We start from the raw sequence: 18,439 nt of genomic DNA on the forward strand, positions 1-18,439 counted from the left end.
TACGGATAGGCTCGGCCGATGCCCCGCCCGTCGCCGACACCCGTGCCGGCTGCGGCCGGGCAGCCGGTGGCCGCCAACCGTCCGTCGCGGGATCGGGTGCCGATGCGGCTGGCCAAGGCGGTCGTACGGCTGGCCAAGGCCGTCGCGGGCAGCCGGTGGACGAGATGGGCCTTCCTGGCCGCGGCCGTGGTCGGCGGCGGCCTCGCCCTCGCGCCGCACCGTCACGCCGTCGCCGCGGCGGCCCGGGACATCGGCGCCGGCGCGGTCCTCGGCGGTGGGTTCGCCACGGTGGCCGGGCTGCTGGCCACGATGCAGGTGTGGCGGGTCGTCCTGGCCGGACTGGGGAGCGCCCTGCCACCGGTCGCTGCGGCCAAGGTCTTCTTCGTCGGGCAGCTCGGCAAGTACGTGCCCGGATCGGTGTGGCCGATCCTGGCGCAGATGGAGCTCGCCCGCGCCCACCGGGTGCCCCGGCACCGCACCGGCACCGCCGCGCTGCTGACCATGGTCGTCTCGCTGGGCGCCGGGCTGCTGACCGCGGCCGCGACGCTGCCCGCGGCGCTGGCCGGTGCCGACCGGCGATACCTGTGGCTGCTCGCCGCGGTGCCGGTCGTCGCCCTCATGCTGCACCCCGCCTGCCTGCGGGCCGCCCTTGCCGTCGCGCTGCGGGTGACCCGGCGGCCGCCGCCGGACCGGCCGCTGCCCGGGCGGGCCGTGCTGGCCGCCACGGGATGGGCGGTCGTGTCGTGGCTGCTGTTCGGCGTGCACATCTGGCTGCTGGTCGTACCGCTGACCCGGCACCCGGGGCCGGCCGTCGCCGTGTCGGTCGGCGGGTTCGCGCTCGCCTGGTGCCTGGGCTTCCTGCTGGTCGTGGCGCCGGCCGGGGCGGGTGCTCGGGACGTGGTCCTCATCGCGCTGCTGGCCACCCAGCTCGACACCGGCGAGGCGGCCGCGGTGGCCCTGCTGTCCCGGGCCGTCATGACCGTCGCCGACCTCGTGCTGGCCGGCGGCGCCGCCACGGCGGCCCGGCGCCGCCGTGACCGGCCCCTCGACGACCCCAGACCTTTCCCCGACGCCACCGGCTGACGCGATCACGGCCGCACCAGCCAGCACTCCAGGCGCCGCGTCTGGGTGCTGGTCGGGCGCCGATCCAGCTGGTTCTGGTCCTCCTCCTCGTCCAGGTACACCACCTTCTCCAGCGGCAGCCCGTACGGCAGCAGCGGCAGCGTCGAGGAGGACAGCAGCACCGGGTCCCGGCCGGTCGCCCGCACCGCCGCCACCGTGGCGCGCATCCGATCGACGGTCGGGGCCTCCAGCGCCGCCACCGGCACGCCGCACTGGTTGCGGATGGTCGGCGACCACTGCGTATCCATGACGATCACCGAGTCCGTGGGGCGCAGCGCAGCGCAGACCGCAGCCGCCGCCTCGGGCTCACCCAGCTCGGTCCGCAGCGGCGCGAGCCGTGCGGTGACCACCGCGCCGGGTGCCAGCGCCGCCACCAGCACCGCGGGCAGCACGGCCCGCTTCGGCCAGGGCACCGCCGGTCGGGCCCCGGGCGCAGCGCCGAGCCGCCAGCTCCGCACGCCGCGAGCGACGGCGAATGTGGCGAACACGACGACCGCCGGGATGACCTCGACCACCAGCCGCCGGTCCGCCCACGGATGATCCGGGGTGATCGCCGGACGCAGCAGCGTCGCCACGCCCGACCCGGCGTACACCAGCAGCACCGGCAGCAGGCGCCAGTCCCGGCCGCGCGCGACACCCGCCGCCGCGACCATCACCCCGGCCCAGGCCAGCACGAGTGCCGGCCAGCCGAGGTACCACGACACCCAGGACAGGCTCTGCTCGGTGTAGCCGCGGGTCCCGTCGAGCGGCAGCCCGTACCGCTCCTGCTGCGACGCGACGTACTCGATCGTCGACGGTGCGGTGATCGAGTGATCGACGTACAGCAGCGGCCGCGCGGCCAGCAGCGCGCCCCCGACGATCACCGCCGCCACCGCCGCGGTGGCGAGCATGCGGCGCCGGTTCGGGTCCATCGGGAAGCTCCGGCGCCGCAGCAGCAGCGCCCCGCCCACCGTCCCGGCGGCCATGGCCACCAGCAGGACGATCATGAGCCGGACGGAGGACCAGTTGAGCATCACGTACGGCAGCGTCACGTACCGGCAGAGCAGGAACCCCAGCCCGCCGCCCACCGACGTGCCGAGCAGGAACGGCCCGACGCCTGGCCGGCGGCGCAGCCACCACCAGCCCAGCGCGGGCAGCACCAGCGCGAAGTCCACCGCCATGTCCAGCCGGACCAGTTCCCCGCTGGACAGCACCAGCCCGGCCAGGCCGAGCAGCACCCCGGCCCCGCGCCGCCGCGCGGATCCCGGCCCGGTGGCGTGGGCACCGGCGCCGAGCGACCAGCCGTCGGCGAGCAGGCTGAGCCCGCCGGCGAGCATCAGGCACGCCAGCGGCTCCGAGTACGTCGTCTGGCTCACCCGCAGCATCGGCCACGCCAGCGCCAGCAGCGCCGCCGCCAGCAGCGCCCATCGCGGCCCGCACAGCCGCGCCGCCAGCCCGGCCACCGCCAGCACGGCCAGGCCGCCGATCAGCCCGGGCAGCGCGAACATGCCGGTCCAGCCGCCGAACCAGTAGCCGGCCGCCAGCAGCGTCGGCCAGCCGGTCATGAACTGCGGCACGATCAGCCCGTCCTGGACGAAGAACCCGGGGTGGGCGTAGGTGACCGAGTCGGCGGCGGCGCCGAACGCCTCCACCGGCACCGGCGTCGTCAGCCCCGGATTTCCGCTCAGCCACAGCCCGACCTGCGCGTACGTGCCGGCGTCCCGGTGCAGTACCGCCTGCTGACTGTGCGTCGCGATCGCCAGCGCCGCGAACGCGACCGCCACCACCAGCGTGCCGATCACCGCCCACCACGGCGCCGGACGCACCCGCACGGCGGCCAGGCTCGGCAGCGCCCACCGCACCAGCAGCAGCATCGCCGGCACCGCCGCGGGCAGCACCGTCCAGCGGTGGAACCCACCGAGCGCCGCCAGCGGTACCGCCACCAGCAGCCAGCCGGTCAGCGCCAGCACCGGCAGGACCGAGAGCATCAGCAGCAGCCGGCCGGCCCGTTCGCTCGGCGCGCGCATCGCCCGCAGCCACCGCTGCGCGCCCAGGGCGGGCGTGTGCCGGAAGACGCCCACCAGCGTCCGGTGGGACACGACCGTCCGGCTGCCGGCCTCGTCCACCGCGGTCACGCCACCCGCGCTCATCGTGTCGCTCCGTGTTCCTCGCCGTCCGTGCTCAACGCGCCGGTCCGTGTTCGTCGCACCGTTGCGCGTGCATCGCCGCTCCTCGCCCTCGTGCTCGTCGCGCCACCGCGGGTCCGCGGCGGCGCACCGCGCTCCTGCGCGTCCGCGGCGGGCGTTGCCGAGACGCCGAGCAGGGCGTCGGCGACGCTGACGTGCACGCTCACCGACCCCGGCGGCAGTGCCCGCAGGGCCGCGACCGCCGCCGCCGACGGCGCGACGACGCGCACGTATCCGGCGCGCTCGCCGGCCACCTGCGCGGCCGCGTGGATCATGGTGGCGGCGACGGCGTCCATCACCCGCACGCCATGGGTCTCCAGCACGATTCTCGGCGGCCGGGCGGCCAGCGACCGCGCCAGGTTCACCTGCACGGTCAGCGCGGTCAGCGCCACGAACTGCCCGACCAGGCGCAGGACTACGAACTCCTCGTGCTCCTCGCGGTGCACCCGCAGGCGGGGCGCCACCGGCCGGACCTGCCGCTCGGCCACGGGCCCGTCCGACGGCTCCTGGCCGCTCACCCGGACCACCCCGACGTCCACAACGCGGCCCGGCGGGCCCAGGCGCGCCGCCGAGAGGATCGGTCGGTGCCCGCAGCGGCCGACCGGCGGGCGCCGGTGGCACCCGGTGCCCGCAGCGGACGGCGGCGAGGCCGCACGGTCAGGCACCGACCGATCCTCGGCGAGCCCGGCGGCCGATCCGGGCACCGCGGGAGTGCGGGCCGGTCGGGGCCGTCGGACATCATCAACGCGCAGCAGACCCCGAACGCCAGCAGCGTCACGACCAGCAGCACCGGGTCGCCGACCATGATGCTCACCGGGACCCCGAACCCGCCGGCCACCATCGCCCATGTCACCAGGCGGACCTGCCACCGGCGCACCGGCTCGTGGCGGGACAGGGCCCGCGCGAGCGCCGGATCCTCATCGGCTAGCTGCCGCTCCAACTGCCCCAGACGCCATCGTTCATCGTCGCTGAGCACGCCGTCATCCGTTCGCCACCGCCATCGGGACAATGGGACATTGTTGGCGCGAAGTACGACGAACCTACTGAGACGATATGACAAAGCCGCAACAGCGTGGGATCCACCCGCCGTAGCCACGCCGGAGCGTAGGTGAACCGTCACCCGGCCGGACGTACGGACGGTCAGAGCCGGATCGTCCACCCGTACGAACCCGGAAGTGATCGGCGGACCGGGCAGCATCCGGCGCCGATCGGCGCACGCGGCGCAGCCTGACCGCCGGGCGACGGGCGTCCGACACGACGGCACGGCGCGCCTGTTCCACGCCGGCCGGGAATCGTGGTGGGCTTCGGACCGGGCCGGCCACGGCGGCAAGTGGTATCCACCGGATCCACTGTCCTCCGCAGCACGGCAGCCGCCCGGCCGGCCCGCACACCTCGGCGCCCGATCACGCGACACCGCGGCCGCCGGGCCCGTCCCGGCGCGTCTTCGCTGCTGGGAGCCCGTCCGCCGGCCTGGGCGCCGGCGCGCCCGGCCCGGCGCCCGGGGAGTCCACGTGGCGGGAAGCGATGAAATCGGGACCTTAGGCCTGGCGGGACGCGACGATGGACGGGTAAGAAGGAGTACATGATCCGGGTGTTTCTGCTCGACGACCACGAGGTGGTCCGCTTCGGCCTGCGCGAGATGCTCGAGCGTGAGGGGGACATCGAGGTCGTCGGCGAGTCCGGCTCGGCGGTCGAGGCCGCGCACCGCATTCCGGCGTTGCGGCCGCACGTCGCCGTCCTCGACGGCCGGCTGCCCGACGGCAGCGGCATCGACGTGTGCCGCGAAGTCCGGTCGGTCGACCCGTCGATCAACGCGCTCATCCTCACGTCCTACGACGACGACGAGGCGCTGTTCGCGGCGATCATGGCGGGCGCGTCGGGGTATGTGCTCAAGCAGATCCACGGCACCGACCTGGTCGACGCCGTGCGCCGGGTCGCGGCCGGGCAGTCGCTGCTCGACCCCGCCGTCACCGCCCGGGTGCTCGAGCGCATCCGGCGCGGCCCGGAGCAGCCGGACGAGTTCAAGGACCTCACCGACCAGGAGCGCAAGATCCTCCTGTTGGTGGCGGAGGGGCTGACCAACCGGGAGATCGCCGAGCGGATGTTCCTGGCCGAGAAGACCGTCAAGAACTACGTCTCCAGCCTCCTGGCCAAGCTGGGCCTGGAACGACGCACGCAGGCGGCGGTGCTGGCGTCGCGGCTGTTACAAAAGAAGCCGTGACGCTGCCGCTGCCGGAACTGTCCCGGGTCCACCTCGACGCCCTGCTGCAAGAGCTGCTCGCCCGCGTCGGCGAGGTGATGACCAGCCGGGAGCGGCTGCGGGCCCTGCTCGACGCGGTCGTGGGCATCGGCTCCGACCTCGATCTGCGCAGCACCCTGGAGCGCATCGTCGAGGCCGCCTGCCGGCTCGCCGACGCGCGGTACGGTGCGCTGGGCGTCATCGGCACGGACCGGATGCTGGTCGAGTTCATCAACCACGGCGTCACCGCCGAGCAACGCTCCTCGATCGGTGACCTGCCCCGCGGCCACGGCGTGCTCGGCCTGCTCATCGACGAGCCCCGCCCGATCCGGCTGGAGGACATCACCAAGCACCCGCGCGCCTACGGATTCCCGCCCAACCACCCGCCGATGCACAGCTTCCTCGGGGTTCCGGTGCGCATCCGGGACCAGGTGTTCGGGAATCTGTACCTCGCGGAGAAGCGCGGCGGCGAGCAGTTCACGCAGGACGACGAGGACCTCGTGGCGGCGCTGTCGGTGGCGGCCGGCGCGGCGATCGACAACGCCCGCCTCTACGCGCAGGCCGAACGACGGCAGCGCTGGCTGGTCGCCGCGGCCGAGATCACCGCGGTGCTGCTGGGCGAGGTCCGCCGCACCGAGGCCCTCGCGCTCGTGGCGGACCGGGCCCGCGAGGTCGCCGGGGCCGAGCTGGCCATGGTCCTGCTCGCGGGGGACGACGGCGAACGGCTCACCGTCGAGGTCGCCTCCGGCGGGCCGGAGGGCGCCGCAGGCTGGTCGATCCCGGTCGCCGGCAGCGAGTTCGCGGAGGTCCTCCAGCACCGCCACGTCGCCGTCATCACCGACCTCGGCACCGCCGCGAACTGGCCGATCCTGCTGCCCACGGGCACCGCCCTGCTCGTGCCACTCGCGGTCGGCGGCGTGGCCCTCGGCGCGCTGGTGGTCGCGTTCGGAAAGGACGGCACCCCGATCACGGAGGGCATGGAACTCGCCATGGTCGAGACCTTCGCCGGGCAGGCCGCCCTGGCCCTGGAACGGGCCCGGGCCCAGGACGAGCGCGAGATGCTCGCCGTGGTCGGCGACCGCGAGCGCATCGCCCGCGACCTGCACGACGTGGTCATCCAGCGGCTCTTCGCCGCCGGCATGCAGCTGCAGGCCGCCGCGTACCGAACCGGCCAGGACGACGTGCGCGAGCGCATCGGCCGCGTGACCGATGACCTCGACACGACGATCCGGGACATCCGCGGCGCCATCTTCGAGCTGCGCGGCGCGGCCCAGCACAGCCTGCGCAAGGAGATCCGCGACCTGCTCGAGGAGGCCGCGCCGGCGCTGGGCTTCCGCCCCGTCCTGCACATCGACGGGCCGATCGACACGGCGGTGCCCGACTCCGCCCGCACGGCCCTGATGGCGGTGCTGCGGGAGTCGTTGAGCAACGTCGCCAAGCACGCCCACGCCGCCGCGGCCCGCGTGACGATCACGGCCGGCGGCGGGGGGCTCGACCTCGTCGTCGAGGACGACGGCCGCGGCCCGGCCAAGAGCCACGACGCGGATCCGGCGACCGGCAACGGCCTGCCGAACATGCGCGCCCGCGCCGCCGATCTGGGCGGCGACTGCACCGTCGGGCCGGCCGCCGGCGGCGGCACCCGGGTCGCCTGGCGCGTGCCGCTCTGAGGCCGGCGGTGCGCGCGTCGCGGTTGCGACAAACCAGCGGTTGCGGGCCCAACGCGGGACCTTCGCCCCTGAACGGGGCCCGGCGGACGCGGCACGGTAGTGGGAGTCAGCCATCCCGTCTGCCGAGGAGCACGCCATGGTTGCGATCCACTACACCGACACCGGGGCGGCAGTGCGGCTCGGCGAGGTCTCCCGGGCTCTGACGCGGGCGGCCCTGACTGCCATGGAAGCGCCGTCGTTCCACAACACCCAGCCGTGGCGCTGGCACATCGACGGCGAGCGCGCGGAGCTCACCGCGGACCATCGCCGCCGGCTGCCGGAGGACCCGGACGAGCGACAGGTGACCATCAGCTGCGGCGCGGCCCTGCACCACGCGCTCGTCGTGCTCGCCGCCGACGGCATCGGGGTCGAGGTCAACCGCTGCGCGCAGCCGCGCATCCCGGGCCCGGTGGCGGTCCTGCGGTACACCGGTCCGGTCGCCCGGGAGCCGCGCGCGGAACGACTGCGTCGCGCCATCGCGGTGCGCCGCACCGACCAGCGCGGCATCGCCGACGAGCCGGTCCCCGACGCGACGGTACGCCTGCTGCGGGCCGTCGCCGAGGATGCCGGCGCCCACCTGCACCTGCTCGGCGGCCCGGAGGCGGCCGACGTGACGGCCCCGCACGCCCGGCGCGCCGTCATCACCACGGCCGGTGACCGGCCCCACGACTGGCTGGTCGCCGGCGAGGCGCTCTCGGCGGTGATCCTCAACGCCACCGCCGAGGGGCTGGCGACCTCGGCGGAGGCCTGCCCACCGGCGGCCGTCCCGCCGTGGCTGCGGCGAAGCCTGCCGCCCGGCGCCGGCTGCCCGGCCGCCCTGGTCCGCTTCGGCGTGGCCGGCCGGATCGGCGCCGTGCCGAAGCCGCCGCTGCGCCCCGCCGCCGAGGTGATCGAGGTGGTCGCCCACAGCGCGTCCTGACACCGGATACCGCACCGGTGTCGCCGGTATCACAGGTGTCATGGCCCCCGAAACGGGACTTTCGGCACTGGCCCGCCGGTCCACCGCGGTTGCACAGTGGTACGGTCCGCACACCGCAAGAGGGGGAATCGCCATGTCGGACACGCGTACCGCGGCCAGCGCCGTCGAGGTTCTGCACCGTGGCCCGGTGCAGCCCGAGGAGCTCGAGACGGCCCGGGCGATGTTCACCGCGGTGGCGGCCCGTCACGACCTGACCGGCGGCGTCCGCGTCCGGCTGACGGCGGCGGCGTGCTCGGGCGGCCCGATGATCGTCCAGGTCAATCTGCGGGTGTTCGGCGCGCCCGCGCGCATCCAGGTGCCCGGGTTCTTCCCCGCGACGGCGCTCGCCGCCGGCACGGTGCGGCTGGAACGCCAGATCCGCCGGCTGAGCACGGCCTGGGAGCCGTGGCCGTGGCCCGACCCCGAACGCCGCGCACTCGCCGTGCCCGGCCAGGCGCGGGTCACCCGGCACAAGGCGGTGCGGCTGCACCGGCGCGACAGCTGCCAGGCCGGGGCGTACCTCGCCGCGATGGACTACGACGTGTACCTGTTCACCGACGCCGAGACCGGCGAGGAGGCGGTCGTCCACCGCGCCGGGCCGACCGGGCTGCAGCTGTCCCGGCAGCGCAGCATGCACCCGCCGGCCGTGCACGGCACCCCGGTGCCGACCGTCAACCCACGCCGCACGCCCGTGCTGACCCCGGACGAGGCCGTCGCCCACCTGACGGAGGGCTGGCTGCCGTTCCTGTTCTTCACCGAGGCGCGTACCGGCCGCGGCAACCTGCTGTACCGCCGCTACGACGGCGGCGCCGGCCTGGTCACCCCGGTCGAGTAGGCGCCGCGCCCGGGCGGACTCGGCGATCCCCAGCTCGGTGCCGCAGCGGTGCCGGCGACCGCTAGGACTAGGCCGGTGTAGCGGGCCGGTCCAGCTGGAGCGCCAGGCCGTCGAGCATCGTGCGTAGCCCCAGCTCGAAAATCTTGTCCAGGTCGAGGTCGTAACCGCCGGTCTCGGCGAACCCCGACATCAACGCGGTGAAGCCGGGGTAGCGGCCGGAGGCGGCGATCTCGCCGAGGGCCGGGCCATGCACCTCCATCCACTCGTCCTCAGTCAGCCCGCTGCGCGCCTGTGCCTGCACCTCGCCCTCGAGCTGTACCGCCAGGCCCTGCACGTGGCTGTACAGCATCACCTGCAGATCCAGCCGGACGGTCGCGTCGAACCCGTGGCCGTCGAGCGCGGCCATCATCTGCTCGCCGTGCAGCAGCAGGTTCGGCAAGGGAAGCGGCCTCGTCAGTGGAGTCACCTGGGCGAGCCATGGATGCCGGCGGTACAGCGCCCACATGGTGCGCGCTACCCGCTCCAGCAGCGGCCGCCAGCCAGCCGGGTGGGGCGGCGCGTAACCCAGTTCGCCGAACGTGGCGTCCGCCATCAGGACGACGAGCTGGTCCTTGCTCACGACGTGCCGGTACGTCGACATCGTCGACACTCCGAGCCGCGCCGCGACGCCGCGCATCGACAGCGCGTCGAGCCCTTCCGCGTCGGCGATCTCGATCGCGGCCCGGACGACCTGATCCCGGTTCAGTTCCCGATTGGGCTCCCGGGTCGGCGTGGGGGTCGACTCCCGGTTCGGCCCCCGCTCGCCGTGGAAGGCTCGGCGCGTGCCACCCCCGGCCGGCTCATTCGCTGGGCTTACCTCGGCGCTGCCGGTCACGCGCGCGGCTTCACCCGCCGGTAGGCCGCTGACGGGTACCCCAGGCAGGTTCGCCGCGACCACGGTCCCCGCCCGTGGCCGGGCGGTCACCCATCCCTCCTGCTTCAGCACGGTCAGGGCCTTCGTCGCGGTGGCCAGGGCCACGCCCCACTGCCTCGCCAGCTGCCGCGTCGACGGCACCCGGTCGCCCGGCGCGAGCCGCCCATCGGCGATCCGCCCGCGCAGCTCCGTGACGATGCGCAGGTACGGCGGCTCGGTCATTGGTCGACCCCTGTCCTAGTACAGCAACGCCTGTCATAGTACACATACATGCTTGTTTGTCCAGTTCGTACGCCGTACATTCAGCTTGCGTACAGCGTACGAGCAAAGGGGGAAATCATGAAGGTGCTCATCTCCGGCTCGAGTGTGGCCGGGCCCGCCCTCGCCTACTGGCTGCACGGCCACTGCGCCGAGGTCACCGTCGTCGAGCGCGCACCGGCGCCGCGCACCGGCGGGCAGGCGATCGACGTGCGCGGCGTCGCGCTCGGCGTCGTCGAACGCATGGGCCTGCTAGAGCCGCTGCGCGCGGTGCGCACTCGGATGCGGGGCTCGTCGATGCTCGACGCCGACGGCAACGAGCTGTTCCGCTCGACCGAGCACGCGCCCAGCAGCGGCCGCCTCGACAGCGACGACCTGGAGATCCTGCGCGAGGACCTGACCGGCCTGCTCACCGAGCGGACCACCGGCGTGGAGTACGTCTTCGGGGACTCGATCGCGGCCCTGAGCCAGGACGACGACGGCGTCGACGTGACGTTCGAGCGGGGCGGGCCGCGCCGGTTCGACCTCGTCGTCGGCGCCGACGGGCTGCACTCGAAGGTGCGGCGGCTGGCGTTCGACCCACAGTCGCGGCACGTGCACCACCTCGGCATGTACCTGGCCGTGTACACCACCGACAACATGCTCGGCCTGGACAACTGGCAGATCTGGCTACGCGACGACACGGCCGGCGCCGGGATCTACCCGGCCCGCGACAACACCGAGTTGCGGGTCAACGTCGGTTTCTTCGCCGATCCGATCGACTACGACCACCGCGACCTCGACGCTCAGCGGCAGCTCGTCGCCGAGCGTGCCGCGTCGCTGGGCTGGGAGATGCCCCGGCTGCTCAAGGCGATGTGGCACGCGCCCGACTTCTACTTCGACGCGATGGCCCAGGTCCGGTTGGACTCATGGTCGAACGGCCGGATCACGCTCGTCGGCGACGCCGCCTACTGCGCGTCGCCGATGTCGGGGCAGGGCACCAGCCTCGCGCTCGTCGGCGCGTACGTCGTCGCCGATGAGCTGGCCCGCTCCGGCGGCGATCCCCGAGCGGCGCTGGGCCGCTACGAGGCCCGGATGCGCCCGTTCGCCGAGCTGAACCAGGCACTCGCCACCGAGAACCTGGGCGCGCCGGCGGCCGAGGAGTCCATCGAACGGGCGAAGTGGGCCATCACGCTCTGACGCCGCTGCCACCCCCCGGTCGCCCCTGACGGGTCGTAGGGTCGCTGCCATGCCGATCACGCTTGGCGGCGCTATCGGCCACCCACTCGGCGGAATGGGCAATCATCCGGGAATCTCCACCCAGCGGGTGGCCGCCTCGAAGGTGTCCTCGGGGGTGGCGTTGAATGCAATCGCCGCGTCGGGAGCATGCCGACGCACTAGGTTGACCACGCGTTCGAGCAGATCCAGCTGATTGCGCACGCCGCCACCGATGACGACGCATTCCCAAGGCTGCGCGCGAAGGGCGGCGGTGACGACTGCCTCTATGTCGTCACTGCCGTCGAGACCGAACAAACAGAACTCAGCCGCCACGCCGTGTTCGGCGAAGCGGGTCCGTCCGGCTTCGATGCCGTCTGCTACCGGCTTGGGGTCCCAAGGCCCGGGCACCCGATACGGATCGAGTCCGATCACAAGCACGCGGGGTGTGAGGGCCGGTGTGTCCACTGCTGAAGACTATGTCGCGGCGGGGGTGGCTCTCCACATTCGGCTGCCTATAGGTGGCGACGCACGCAAGCGCCGCCGCCACCTATAGGGCTCTACCGCCGGAGGCCGGCTGCTCGCACCATGTCGGGTCAGAACTGCAGCGTCGGCAGGACCGCGACCGAGACTGCCCGGCTGGTCTTCTTGGTCGCCTCGTCGGCAACCGCCGCCGTGTCGATGGGCGGCTGTGTTGTCGCCGGGTATACCTGCCGTCTCGCCTCCGCAAAGCCGTTGTACGCGGAACAGCTGTATATCGTGATCACGTAGCTGTAGTTGGGCCCGACGCTTGAGCGGATAGCGCCGGAGCGCGACGAGTTTAGGCCGTCGTGCTGTGCAGCACGGCCGCGCCGCGGAACCGCTCCGCCGCCAGGTCAGCCAGGGCCGTGTCCGCCTCGGCCAGGGGATATCCGGTGACGCTCACCCGCAACCGGTGCCGCCGCGCGAGGTCGAGGAACTGGCGGCCGTCCTCGCGGGTGTTCGCCGTCACGCTGCACAGCCGCCGCTCCTGGAAGAGGTGCTCGGCGTAGTGCAGCGGCGGGATGTCGGTCAGGTGGATCCCGGCGATCGCCAGCGTGCCGCCCCGGTCCAGCGCGGCCAGCGCCGGGGGCACCAGCGTGCCGACCGGGGCGAACAGGATCGCGGCGTCGAGCGGCTCGGGCGGCGGGCCGTCGGCCGAGGCCGACGCGGCGCCGAGGGACAGCGCCAGCTCCCGGGCGGCCCGCGATCGCGTGACCACATGCACGGTGGCGCCCTCGGCGATCGCGACCTGCGCGGCGAGATGCCCCGACCCGCCGAACCCGTAGACGCCCAGCCGCCCGCCCGGCGGCAGCTCGCAGCGGCGCAGCGCCCGGTAGCCGATGATCCCGGCGCACAGCAGCGGCGCGACCTCGTCGTCGGCGTATCCGTCCGGCAGCCGGTACACGTAGGCGGCGGGGGCGACGCAGAACTCGGCGTATCCGCCGTCGGCGTCCCACCCGGTGTACCGCGAGCCGGGGCACAGGTTCTCCGCGCCCCGACGGCAGTACCGGCAGGTGCCGCACGTCCGGCGCAGCCAGGCCACCCCGACCCGGTCACCCACCACCGGATCGGACACGCCCGCGCCCAGCCGCTCCACCGTGCCGACCACCTCGTGGCCGGGAACGGTGCCCGGCCGGTGCGGCGGCAGGTCGCCCTCGGCCAGGTGGAGATCGGTGCGGCAGACCGCGCACGCGCGCACCCGGATGAGTACCTCGTCGTCGGCCGGCTCCGGGATCGGCAGCGTCACGCGGCGCAGCGGACGGGTCGCGATCGGACCGGGCCGCTCAACCCGCCACGCGCTCATCGTCTCCATCCGTCCCCTCCCCCTCCCTCTCCCCGCCTCCCGCGCCCGACCCGCCGTGCGTTGATCTTGCACTTGTGGTGCCTGACAAACCGGGCATTCAGGGCGTGTCACGGCACCACAACTGCAAGATCGGCACGACCTCCCCGCGGGGGTCACCGCCGGCCCGCGACCGCCCGTTTCGCGGCGAAGAAGGCGCGCAGGCGACCGATCGGCCAGGTGTTGACGACGTCGGCGGCGGTGAGCCAGCCGCGCTGGGCGGTGCCGATGCCGTAGCGCAGGTGATCCAGGTGTACCGGTGCGTGTGCGTCGGTGTCGACGGCGAACTTGGCGCCGAGGCGCCGGGCGCGCAGGATGAGCTCGTCGGGCAGGTCCAGCCGGTCGGGGAAGGCGTTGATCTCCAGCACCGTGCCGGTGCGGGCCGCGGCGGCGAACACCGCGTCGTAGTCGGCGTCCAGCGGCGGCCGCTTCCCGATCAGGCGGGTCGTCGGGTGGCCGAGGATCGTGACGAACGGGTTCTCGCAGGCGCGCACGAGCCGCCGGGTGAGCTCAGCAGCCGGCTGCGTGAAGTGCGAGTGCACCGAGGCCACGCACAGGTCGAACCCGCTGAGGAACGCGTCGTCCCAGTCCAGTTCGCCGTCCGGGCCGATGTTGAGCTCCGTGCCGTGCAGCAGCACCGGACCGTCCGGCGAGGCCAGCTCGCGCAGCCGTTCGCGCTGGGCGAGCATCTTCTCGTCGGTCATGCGCTGCATGGGCATGTTCTTCGCGTGGTCGGTGACCGCGTAGTACTCGTAGCCCCGTTCCCGGGCCGCGGCGACCATCTCGGCGAGCGGCGCGACACCGTCGGTGAGGTCGGTGTGCGTGTGCAGGTCGCCGCGGATGTCGGTGCCGGTCACCAGATCCGGCAGCGTGCCCTCCCGGGCCGCGGCGAGCTCGCCCCGGTCCTCCCGCAGCGGGGGCGGGATCCACTGCAGGCCGAGCCGCGCGTACACCTCCTCCTCGGAACGCGCCGCGACGAGGCAGCCGTCCACGATGCGGAACAGCCCGTACTCGGAGAGCTTGAACCCGGCGCGGGCGGCGAGCTCGCGGAGGCGCACGTTGTGGGCCTTGGCCCCGGTGAAGTACTGCAGCGCCGCGCCCCAGGCCACGGCGTCGACCACCCGCAGGTCCACCTGCAGGTCGCCGCGGAGCCGGACCGAGGACTTCGTCGGTCCGCGGGCCAGCACGTCGACGACCTCCGGCAGCCGCGTGAAGGCGTCCATCAGCGCGCCCGGCTCCATCGCCGCGGCGAGGACGTCGACGTCGCCGATGCTCTCGCGGAACCGGCGCAGCGAGCCGGCCCAGGTGCAGCGCAGGCACCCCGGCACGGCGCACAGCGCGGCGACGATCTGCTCCGCGGCGTCCGTCGCCGCCGAGATGAGGGTGCGGCCGTGGCTGCGCTCCAGCACGTCGATGCCGTGCAGGATGTTCTCGGCCGCCCTCGCCCCGAAACCCGGGCGGCCGCTGAGCCGGCCGGCGAGGATCGCGTCGCGCAGCCCGTCGATGGAGGCGACGCCCAGCTCCTCGTGCAGCCGCACGGCACGTTTCGGCCCGAGGGTCGGGATCCGGGTCAGTTCCAGCACGCCGGACGGCACCTTCATCCGCAGCGCGTCCACCGCGGCGATGTGGCCGGTGCGCAGATACTCGACGACCTTGCAGGCGATCGACGCGCCGACGTTGGGAATCCGCCGCAGCCCGTCGGCGTCCAGGCTGGCGATGTCGGCCGGGTGCCCGGCGACGGCCCGGGCCGCCTTCTCGTACACCCGAGCCTTGAACGCCTCGTCCCCGCCGGTCACCGCGATCAGATCGGCGTACTCCTGCAGCAGCGCCGCGACGGTGTCGTTCGTCCGCGCCATCAGCCCAGCGTAGGCAGCCCGAATTCGCGGTCGCCAGGCCCGGCCGCTCAGCTGGCGGGGTCCCCCGCGCGCGCCGCCTCGATCCTGCAGTCGGAGCCGGGGAACACCAGCGCCTCGTGCTGGGTGTCCAGCCAGCGCACGACGTATGGCGGAGTGCCGTCGTCCCTTCTGACCCCGGTGATGACGCCGATGCGCCGGTGGTCACCGACGCGCTTGCCCTCTTCGATGATGCGATCGCCTACGTGCGCTCTCATCGGCCGTCCCCTTCGCCGTCGTACCCGGTCGTGGTACCGGTGGCAACGATTCCCCGGCCGTCGCGTCCTATGCCGCCGTGGATGCCGGGAGACGCCGGGACTTTCGGCCCTGCGACCGGGGCGTCGGCGCGAGGGAGCATTGGCAGTGGAGTACCCGTTCGGCACGGGAGGAGACGATCACGTCATGGCCACCGTGAAACGCTGGACGGTCGACGTGCGCATCGACGAGCGCGGCGGACGTACGCACGCGGAGGCGCGCCTGCACAGCGGCGAGACCGCTCGGCTCACCGGCGTCGGGGACGCGCGGCTGAATCCGGCCGACACCGACGTCCCGGCGATCGGCGACGAGCTCGCCGCGGCGCGGGCGCTGTCGGATCTGGGCCATCAGCTGCTGGTGACCACCGCCGCCGACCTTCGGGCCGTCGTCGGGCACCCTGTGCGCCTCGGCACGTGAAGGTCGGCGCGTAAAGATCGGGCACAGGCCGTGTGGATCGCAGCCGGTGCCAGCGAGTCGGCGGCGCGGCGCCGTCCGCCGCGCCGCGCGGGACGGAGGTTTGGCGATGGCTTACGAATTCGGGCCGATCGTCGTCGGCGTCGACGGATCGGCACACAGCATCGGCGCGCTGCGCTGGGGCGCCGACGAGGCCTGCCGGTGGACCCGGATGCTCCGGGCCGTGGCCGTGCTGCCAGGGGACGGTACGACTGGGCCGGCCTCACCGGTGCGGCCGGACATCGCGGCGGACGCGGCCGACGAGGCCCGGCGATGGCGGGTCGGCGTGGCGGCCGAGGCCCAGACCCGCTACGGCTCCCCCGTGGCGGTCCTGCGCGAACTCGCCGCCGAGGCCCGCCTCCTCGTGGTCGGTGGCCGCGGCACCGGCGGAGACGGCGACAAGCCACTTGGCTCCGTCAGCCAGGCGCTCGGCACCCGGGCGGACGCCCCGGTGCTGATCGTGCACGACGCCCGCCGATGGGCCGGCGCCGACGCGGCGCTGCCCCACTGCGGGCCGGTCGTCGTCGGCTTCGACGGCTCCGACTCGGCCCGGCGCGCCCTGCGCCTCGCCTTCGAGGAGTCGTCCGTCCGCTGCAGCCGGCTCGTCATCGTGCAGGCGTGGCCGCACCCGCGACTGTGGCACCCGGGATCGGTGCGCGGCGCCGACCTCAGCGCCGACGACACCCTCGTCCGGGAGGCGCTGCGGGATGCCGCCGCGCCCTGGTGCGCCAAGTACCCGCTGCTCGATGTCGAGGTGCGCAGCGAGCCGGGCGACCCGGTGCACGCGCTCGCCGTGGTGTCGCAGTGGGCGAGCCTGCTGGTCCTCGGTACCCGCTGCCCGGCCGACCGCGTCCAGCCGCCGAACCCTTCGGTGACGGACCGGGTCCTGCGGGTCGCCGCCTGTCCCGTCCTCATCGCCCACGGCCCGAGCCGGGCTCACGCCGAGCCGGTCGTCACCCCCGCCATGACTACCACGTGAGGCGGCCGGCGGCGCTGACCGCCTAGCGTGGTGAGAAGGCCGTATCCGGTGGGGAGGGATGCCGGGAGGGGTGAAGTCCGATGGCCGTAGCCATTGTCGTCGTCGCGCTCTTGGTGAGCACGTGCGTCACGCTGATCGTCCTGCACACCGTGGCGATCCGGCGGCGAGGATCGGCCGGCGGCCGGTCCTACCCGCGGTTCGCCGTGTGGCTGCTGGCCACGGCCGCGCATCGGCGCTACCTGGCCGAGCGCCGTGCCACGCGGGCGCTGCTGGCGGGCCGGCTCGGCCGGGCGGAGTACCGCGCCCGGGTGGCCGCGATGGCGCAGCGGGAGGACGCCGAACGGCCGCTCGACGTGCCGCGGATGCGCCAGTGACCCTCCGGACGTCCCGGGACCCGGTCCGTCCATCACGAAGCGGCGGGGTGCGCGCCCGTCACCCGACGGGGGTGACCTCGGCCCGGTCCGCGGGTGACGTTCGGCCCGTGTGCGCGCGAGCGAGCCGGTCCAAGGTGGGGAGTGTGGGGTCGGCATGCCCCGCGGGGCCGGAGGAGGAAAACCATGACGTACCGCATCGCCATCAACGGGTTCGGCCGGATCGGCCGGGACTTCATCCGGTGTCTCGTCGAACGGGACCTGCTCGGCCGGGCGATCACCGTCGTCGCGATCAACGACCTGTTCGACACGGGCGCACTCGCGCACCTGCTGCAGCACGATTCCACGTTCGGCCGGCTGCGCGCGACGGTGGACGTCGAACCGTCCGGCGGCGGTATGACCGTCGGCGGCCAGTTCATCGAGGTGCTGCGCCAGCGCGACCCGGCCGTCCTGCCGTGGGCCGACCTCGACGTCGACCTCGTCATCGAGTCGACCGGGCGGTTCCGCAGCCGCGACGACGCGGTGGTGCACCTCAAGTCCGGCGCCCGGAGGGTGCTCATCTCAGCGCCAGGCAAGGACGTCGACGCGACGCTCGTGCTCGGCGTCAACGGCCAGTCGTACGATCCGCAGGCGCACGAGGTCGTCTCCGCGGCGTCGTGCACCACCAACTGCGCCGCCCCGATGGCCCAGGTGCTGCACAACGCGTTCGGCATCGAACAGGGCTACCTGACCACCGTGCACGCCTACACCAACGACCAGGTCGTGCTCGACGCGCCGCACAAGGACCTGCGCCGGGCCCGCACCGCCGCCACGAACATCATCCCCACCAGCACCGGGGCGGCCAAGGCGATCGGCCTGGTGCTGCCGCAACTGGCCGGCCGGCTCGGCGGCGTCGCGCTGCGGGTGCCGGTCGAGAACGGCTCGATGACCGACCTGACCGTGCGGCTGTCCCAGGCAGCGACCGTCGAGCAGGTCAACGCGGCGTTCGCCGCTGCCGCGGCCGGGCCGCTCGCGGGGATCCTGCGCTACAGCGAGGCGCCGCTGGTGTCCCGCGACAGCATCGGCGACCCGGCCTCGTGCGTCTTCGACGCCGGCCTCACCGCCGCCGACGGCCACCTGGTGAAGGTCTTCGGCTGGTACGACAACGAGTGGGGTTACACCAACCGGCTCGTCGACCTCGCACTGGTCTTCTCCGCCGCGGACCGGTAGCCGGCGCCGGGACGAGCGACGGTCCGCAC

General features: G+C 73.9%; 18 protein-coding genes. 10 read left to right on the forward strand and 8 right to left on the reverse strand.

Features of this window, described 5'->3' with window-relative positions:
- Window positions 1–18 precede the first annotated feature (18 nt).
- Window positions 19–1,083 (forward strand): lysylphosphatidylglycerol synthase domain-containing protein, encoded by a 1,065-nt coding sequence (locus AB0367_RS29845; protein WP_366229791.1) that lies wholly within the window; start codon window positions 19–21, stop codon window positions 1,081–1,083.
- Between the two features lie 5 nt (window positions 1,084–1,088).
- Here AB0367_RS29845 and AB0367_RS29850 read toward each other — a convergent pair whose 3' ends face one another.
- Genes AB0367_RS29850 through AB0367_RS29860 form a run of 3 tightly spaced genes read right to left on the reverse strand, consistent with a single transcriptional unit; the run spans window position 1,089 to window position 4,263 of the window.
- Window positions 1,089–3,251: a hypothetical protein gene (locus AB0367_RS29850; protein ID WP_366229792.1), complete on the reverse strand. Its 2,163-nt coding sequence runs from the start codon at window positions 3,249–3,251 to the stop codon at window positions 1,089–1,091.
- Window positions 3,248–3,805, reverse strand: coding sequence for an STAS domain-containing protein (locus AB0367_RS29855; RefSeq protein WP_366229793.1), 558 nt, complete (start codon window positions 3,803–3,805; stop codon window positions 3,248–3,250). The genes AB0367_RS29850 and AB0367_RS29855 overlap by 4 nt, the downstream gene beginning before the upstream one ends.
- On the reverse strand, window positions 3,802–4,263 hold the full coding sequence (locus AB0367_RS29860; protein ID WP_366229794.1) for a DUF3040 domain-containing protein: 462 nt from the start codon (window positions 4,261–4,263) through the stop codon (window positions 3,802–3,804). The genes AB0367_RS29855 and AB0367_RS29860 overlap by 4 nt, the downstream gene beginning before the upstream one ends.
- Window positions 4,264–4,869: 606 nt before the next feature.
- Between AB0367_RS29860 and AB0367_RS29865 the strand changes: the two genes are divergently transcribed.
- From AB0367_RS29865 to AB0367_RS29880, 4 genes are all read left to right on the forward strand, one after another.
- Window positions 4,870–5,508 (forward strand): response regulator transcription factor, encoded by a 639-nt coding sequence (locus AB0367_RS29865; protein ID WP_366229795.1) that lies wholly within the window; start codon window positions 4,870–4,872, stop codon window positions 5,506–5,508.
- A 77-nt stretch (window positions 5,509–5,585) separates the two neighbouring features.
- Window positions 5,586–7,193 carry a GAF domain-containing protein gene (locus tag AB0367_RS29870; protein ID WP_366229861.1) on the forward strand — a complete coding sequence of 536 codons (1,608 nt, stop codon included), beginning with the start codon at window positions 5,586–5,588 and terminating at the stop codon, window positions 7,191–7,193.
- A gap of 136 nt (window positions 7,194–7,329) precedes the next feature.
- On the forward strand, window positions 7,330–8,151 hold the full coding sequence (locus AB0367_RS29875; protein ID WP_366229796.1) for a hypothetical protein: 822 nt from the start codon (window positions 7,330–7,332) through the stop codon (window positions 8,149–8,151).
- Between the two features lie 133 nt (window positions 8,152–8,284).
- On the forward strand, window positions 8,285–9,025 hold the full coding sequence (locus AB0367_RS29880; protein ID WP_366229797.1) for a sigma 54 modulation/S30EA ribosomal C-terminal domain-containing protein: 741 nt from the start codon (window positions 8,285–8,287) through the stop codon (window positions 9,023–9,025).
- A 67-nt stretch (window positions 9,026–9,092) separates the two neighbouring features.
- Here AB0367_RS29880 and AB0367_RS29885 read toward each other — a convergent pair whose 3' ends face one another.
- On the reverse strand, window positions 9,093–10,160 hold the full coding sequence (locus AB0367_RS29885; RefSeq protein ID WP_366229798.1) for a GntR family transcriptional regulator: 1,068 nt from the start codon (window positions 10,158–10,160) through the stop codon (window positions 9,093–9,095).
- A gap of 117 nt (window positions 10,161–10,277) precedes the next feature.
- Between AB0367_RS29885 and AB0367_RS29890 the strand changes: the two genes are divergently transcribed.
- Window positions 10,278–11,375, forward strand: coding sequence for an FAD-dependent monooxygenase (locus AB0367_RS29890; RefSeq protein WP_366229799.1), 1,098 nt, complete (start codon window positions 10,278–10,280; stop codon window positions 11,373–11,375).
- Window positions 11,376–11,477: 102 nt separating this feature from the next.
- Here AB0367_RS29890 and AB0367_RS29895 read toward each other — a convergent pair whose 3' ends face one another.
- From AB0367_RS29895 to AB0367_RS29910, 4 genes are all read right to left on the reverse strand, one after another.
- Complete coding sequence (locus tag AB0367_RS29895; RefSeq protein ID WP_366229800.1) at window positions 11,478–11,858, reverse strand: hypothetical protein; 381 nt, start codon at window positions 11,856–11,858, stop codon at window positions 11,478–11,480.
- 352 nt (window positions 11,859–12,210) lie between these two features.
- Window positions 12,211–13,215 (reverse strand): zinc-binding alcohol dehydrogenase family protein, encoded by a 1,005-nt coding sequence (locus tag AB0367_RS29900; protein ID WP_366229801.1) that lies wholly within the window; start codon window positions 13,213–13,215, stop codon window positions 12,211–12,213.
- Between the two features lie 152 nt (window positions 13,216–13,367).
- Window positions 13,368–15,107 (reverse strand): DNA polymerase/3'-5' exonuclease PolX, encoded by a 1,740-nt coding sequence (polX, locus tag AB0367_RS29905; RefSeq protein WP_366229802.1) that lies wholly within the window; start codon window positions 15,105–15,107, stop codon window positions 13,368–13,370.
- A 47-nt stretch (window positions 15,108–15,154) separates the two neighbouring features.
- Window positions 15,155–15,361 (reverse strand): DUF1918 domain-containing protein, encoded by a 207-nt coding sequence (locus AB0367_RS29910; RefSeq protein ID WP_366229803.1) that lies wholly within the window; start codon window positions 15,359–15,361, stop codon window positions 15,155–15,157.
- Window positions 15,362–15,545: 184 nt separating this feature from the next.
- On the opposite strand from AB0367_RS29910, the gene AB0367_RS29915 reads away from it, so the two are divergent.
- The 4 genes from AB0367_RS29915 to gap all read left to right on the forward strand — a co-directional run bounded on the left by AB0367_RS29915 (window position 15,546) and on the right by gap (window position 18,410).
- Entirely contained in the window at window positions 15,546–15,815 is a 270-nt protein-coding gene (locus AB0367_RS29915; protein WP_366229804.1) for a DUF1876 domain-containing protein, read from the forward strand.
- A 106-nt stretch (window positions 15,816–15,921) separates the two neighbouring features.
- On the forward strand, window positions 15,922–16,830 hold the full coding sequence (locus AB0367_RS29920) for a universal stress protein (RefSeq protein WP_366229805.1): 909 nt from the start codon (window positions 15,922–15,924) through the stop codon (window positions 16,828–16,830).
- Window positions 16,831–16,910: 80 nt separating this feature from the next.
- Entirely contained in the window at window positions 16,911–17,204 is a 294-nt protein-coding gene (locus AB0367_RS29925; RefSeq protein WP_366229806.1) for a hypothetical protein, read from the forward strand.
- Between the two features lie 183 nt (window positions 17,205–17,387).
- Window positions 17,388–18,410 carry a type I glyceraldehyde-3-phosphate dehydrogenase gene (gene gap / locus AB0367_RS29930; RefSeq protein ID WP_366229807.1) on the forward strand — a complete coding sequence of 341 codons (1,023 nt, stop codon included), beginning with the start codon at window positions 17,388–17,390 and terminating at the stop codon, window positions 18,408–18,410.
- The last annotated feature ends 29 nt before the right edge of the window (window positions 18,411–18,439 follow it).

The organism is Dactylosporangium sp. NPDC051484, assembly GCF_040689395.1.
Classification (GTDB): Bacteria; Actinomycetota; Actinomycetes; order Mycobacteriales; family Micromonosporaceae; genus Dactylosporangium.

Excerpts from the sequence above, each read along its gene's own strand:
- AB0367_RS29845 (WP_366229791.1), top strand. The coding sequence starts at position 19 with ATGCCCCGCCCGTCGCCGACACCCGTGCCGGCTGCGGCCGGGCAGCCG.
- AB0367_RS29850 (WP_366229792.1), bottom strand. The coding sequence starts at position 3,251 with ATGAGCGCGGGTGGCGTGACCGCGGTGGACGAGGCCGGCAGCCGGACG.
- AB0367_RS29865 (WP_366229795.1), top strand. The coding sequence starts at position 4,870 with ATGATCCGGGTGTTTCTGCTCGACGACCACGAGGTGGTCCGCTTCGGC.
- AB0367_RS29870 (WP_366229861.1), top strand. The coding sequence starts at position 5,586 with ATGACCAGCCGGGAGCGGCTGCGGGCCCTGCTCGACGCGGTCGTGGGC.
- AB0367_RS29875 (WP_366229796.1), top strand. The coding sequence starts at position 7,330 with ATGGTTGCGATCCACTACACCGACACCGGGGCGGCAGTGCGGCTCGGC.
- AB0367_RS29880 (WP_366229797.1), top strand. The coding sequence starts at position 8,285 with ATGTCGGACACGCGTACCGCGGCCAGCGCCGTCGAGGTTCTGCACCGT.
- AB0367_RS29885 (WP_366229798.1), bottom strand. The coding sequence starts at position 10,160 with ATGACCGAGCCGCCGTACCTGCGCATCGTCACGGAGCTGCGCGGGCGG.
- AB0367_RS29890 (WP_366229799.1), top strand. The coding sequence starts at position 10,278 with ATGAAGGTGCTCATCTCCGGCTCGAGTGTGGCCGGGCCCGCCCTCGCC.
- AB0367_RS29900 (WP_366229801.1), bottom strand. The coding sequence starts at position 13,215 with ATGAGCGCGTGGCGGGTTGAGCGGCCCGGTCCGATCGCGACCCGTCCG.
- polX (WP_366229802.1), bottom strand. The coding sequence starts at position 15,107 with ATGGCGCGGACGAACGACACCGTCGCGGCGCTGCTGCAGGAGTACGCC.
- AB0367_RS29910 (WP_366229803.1), bottom strand. The coding sequence starts at position 15,361 with ATGAGAGCGCACGTAGGCGATCGCATCATCGAAGAGGGCAAGCGCGTC.
- AB0367_RS29915 (WP_366229804.1), top strand. The coding sequence starts at position 15,546 with ATGGCCACCGTGAAACGCTGGACGGTCGACGTGCGCATCGACGAGCGC.
- AB0367_RS29920 (WP_366229805.1), top strand. The coding sequence starts at position 15,922 with ATGGCTTACGAATTCGGGCCGATCGTCGTCGGCGTCGACGGATCGGCA.
- AB0367_RS29925 (WP_366229806.1), top strand. The coding sequence starts at position 16,911 with ATGGCCGTAGCCATTGTCGTCGTCGCGCTCTTGGTGAGCACGTGCGTC.
- gap (WP_366229807.1), top strand. The coding sequence starts at position 17,388 with ATGACGTACCGCATCGCCATCAACGGGTTCGGCCGGATCGGCCGGGAC.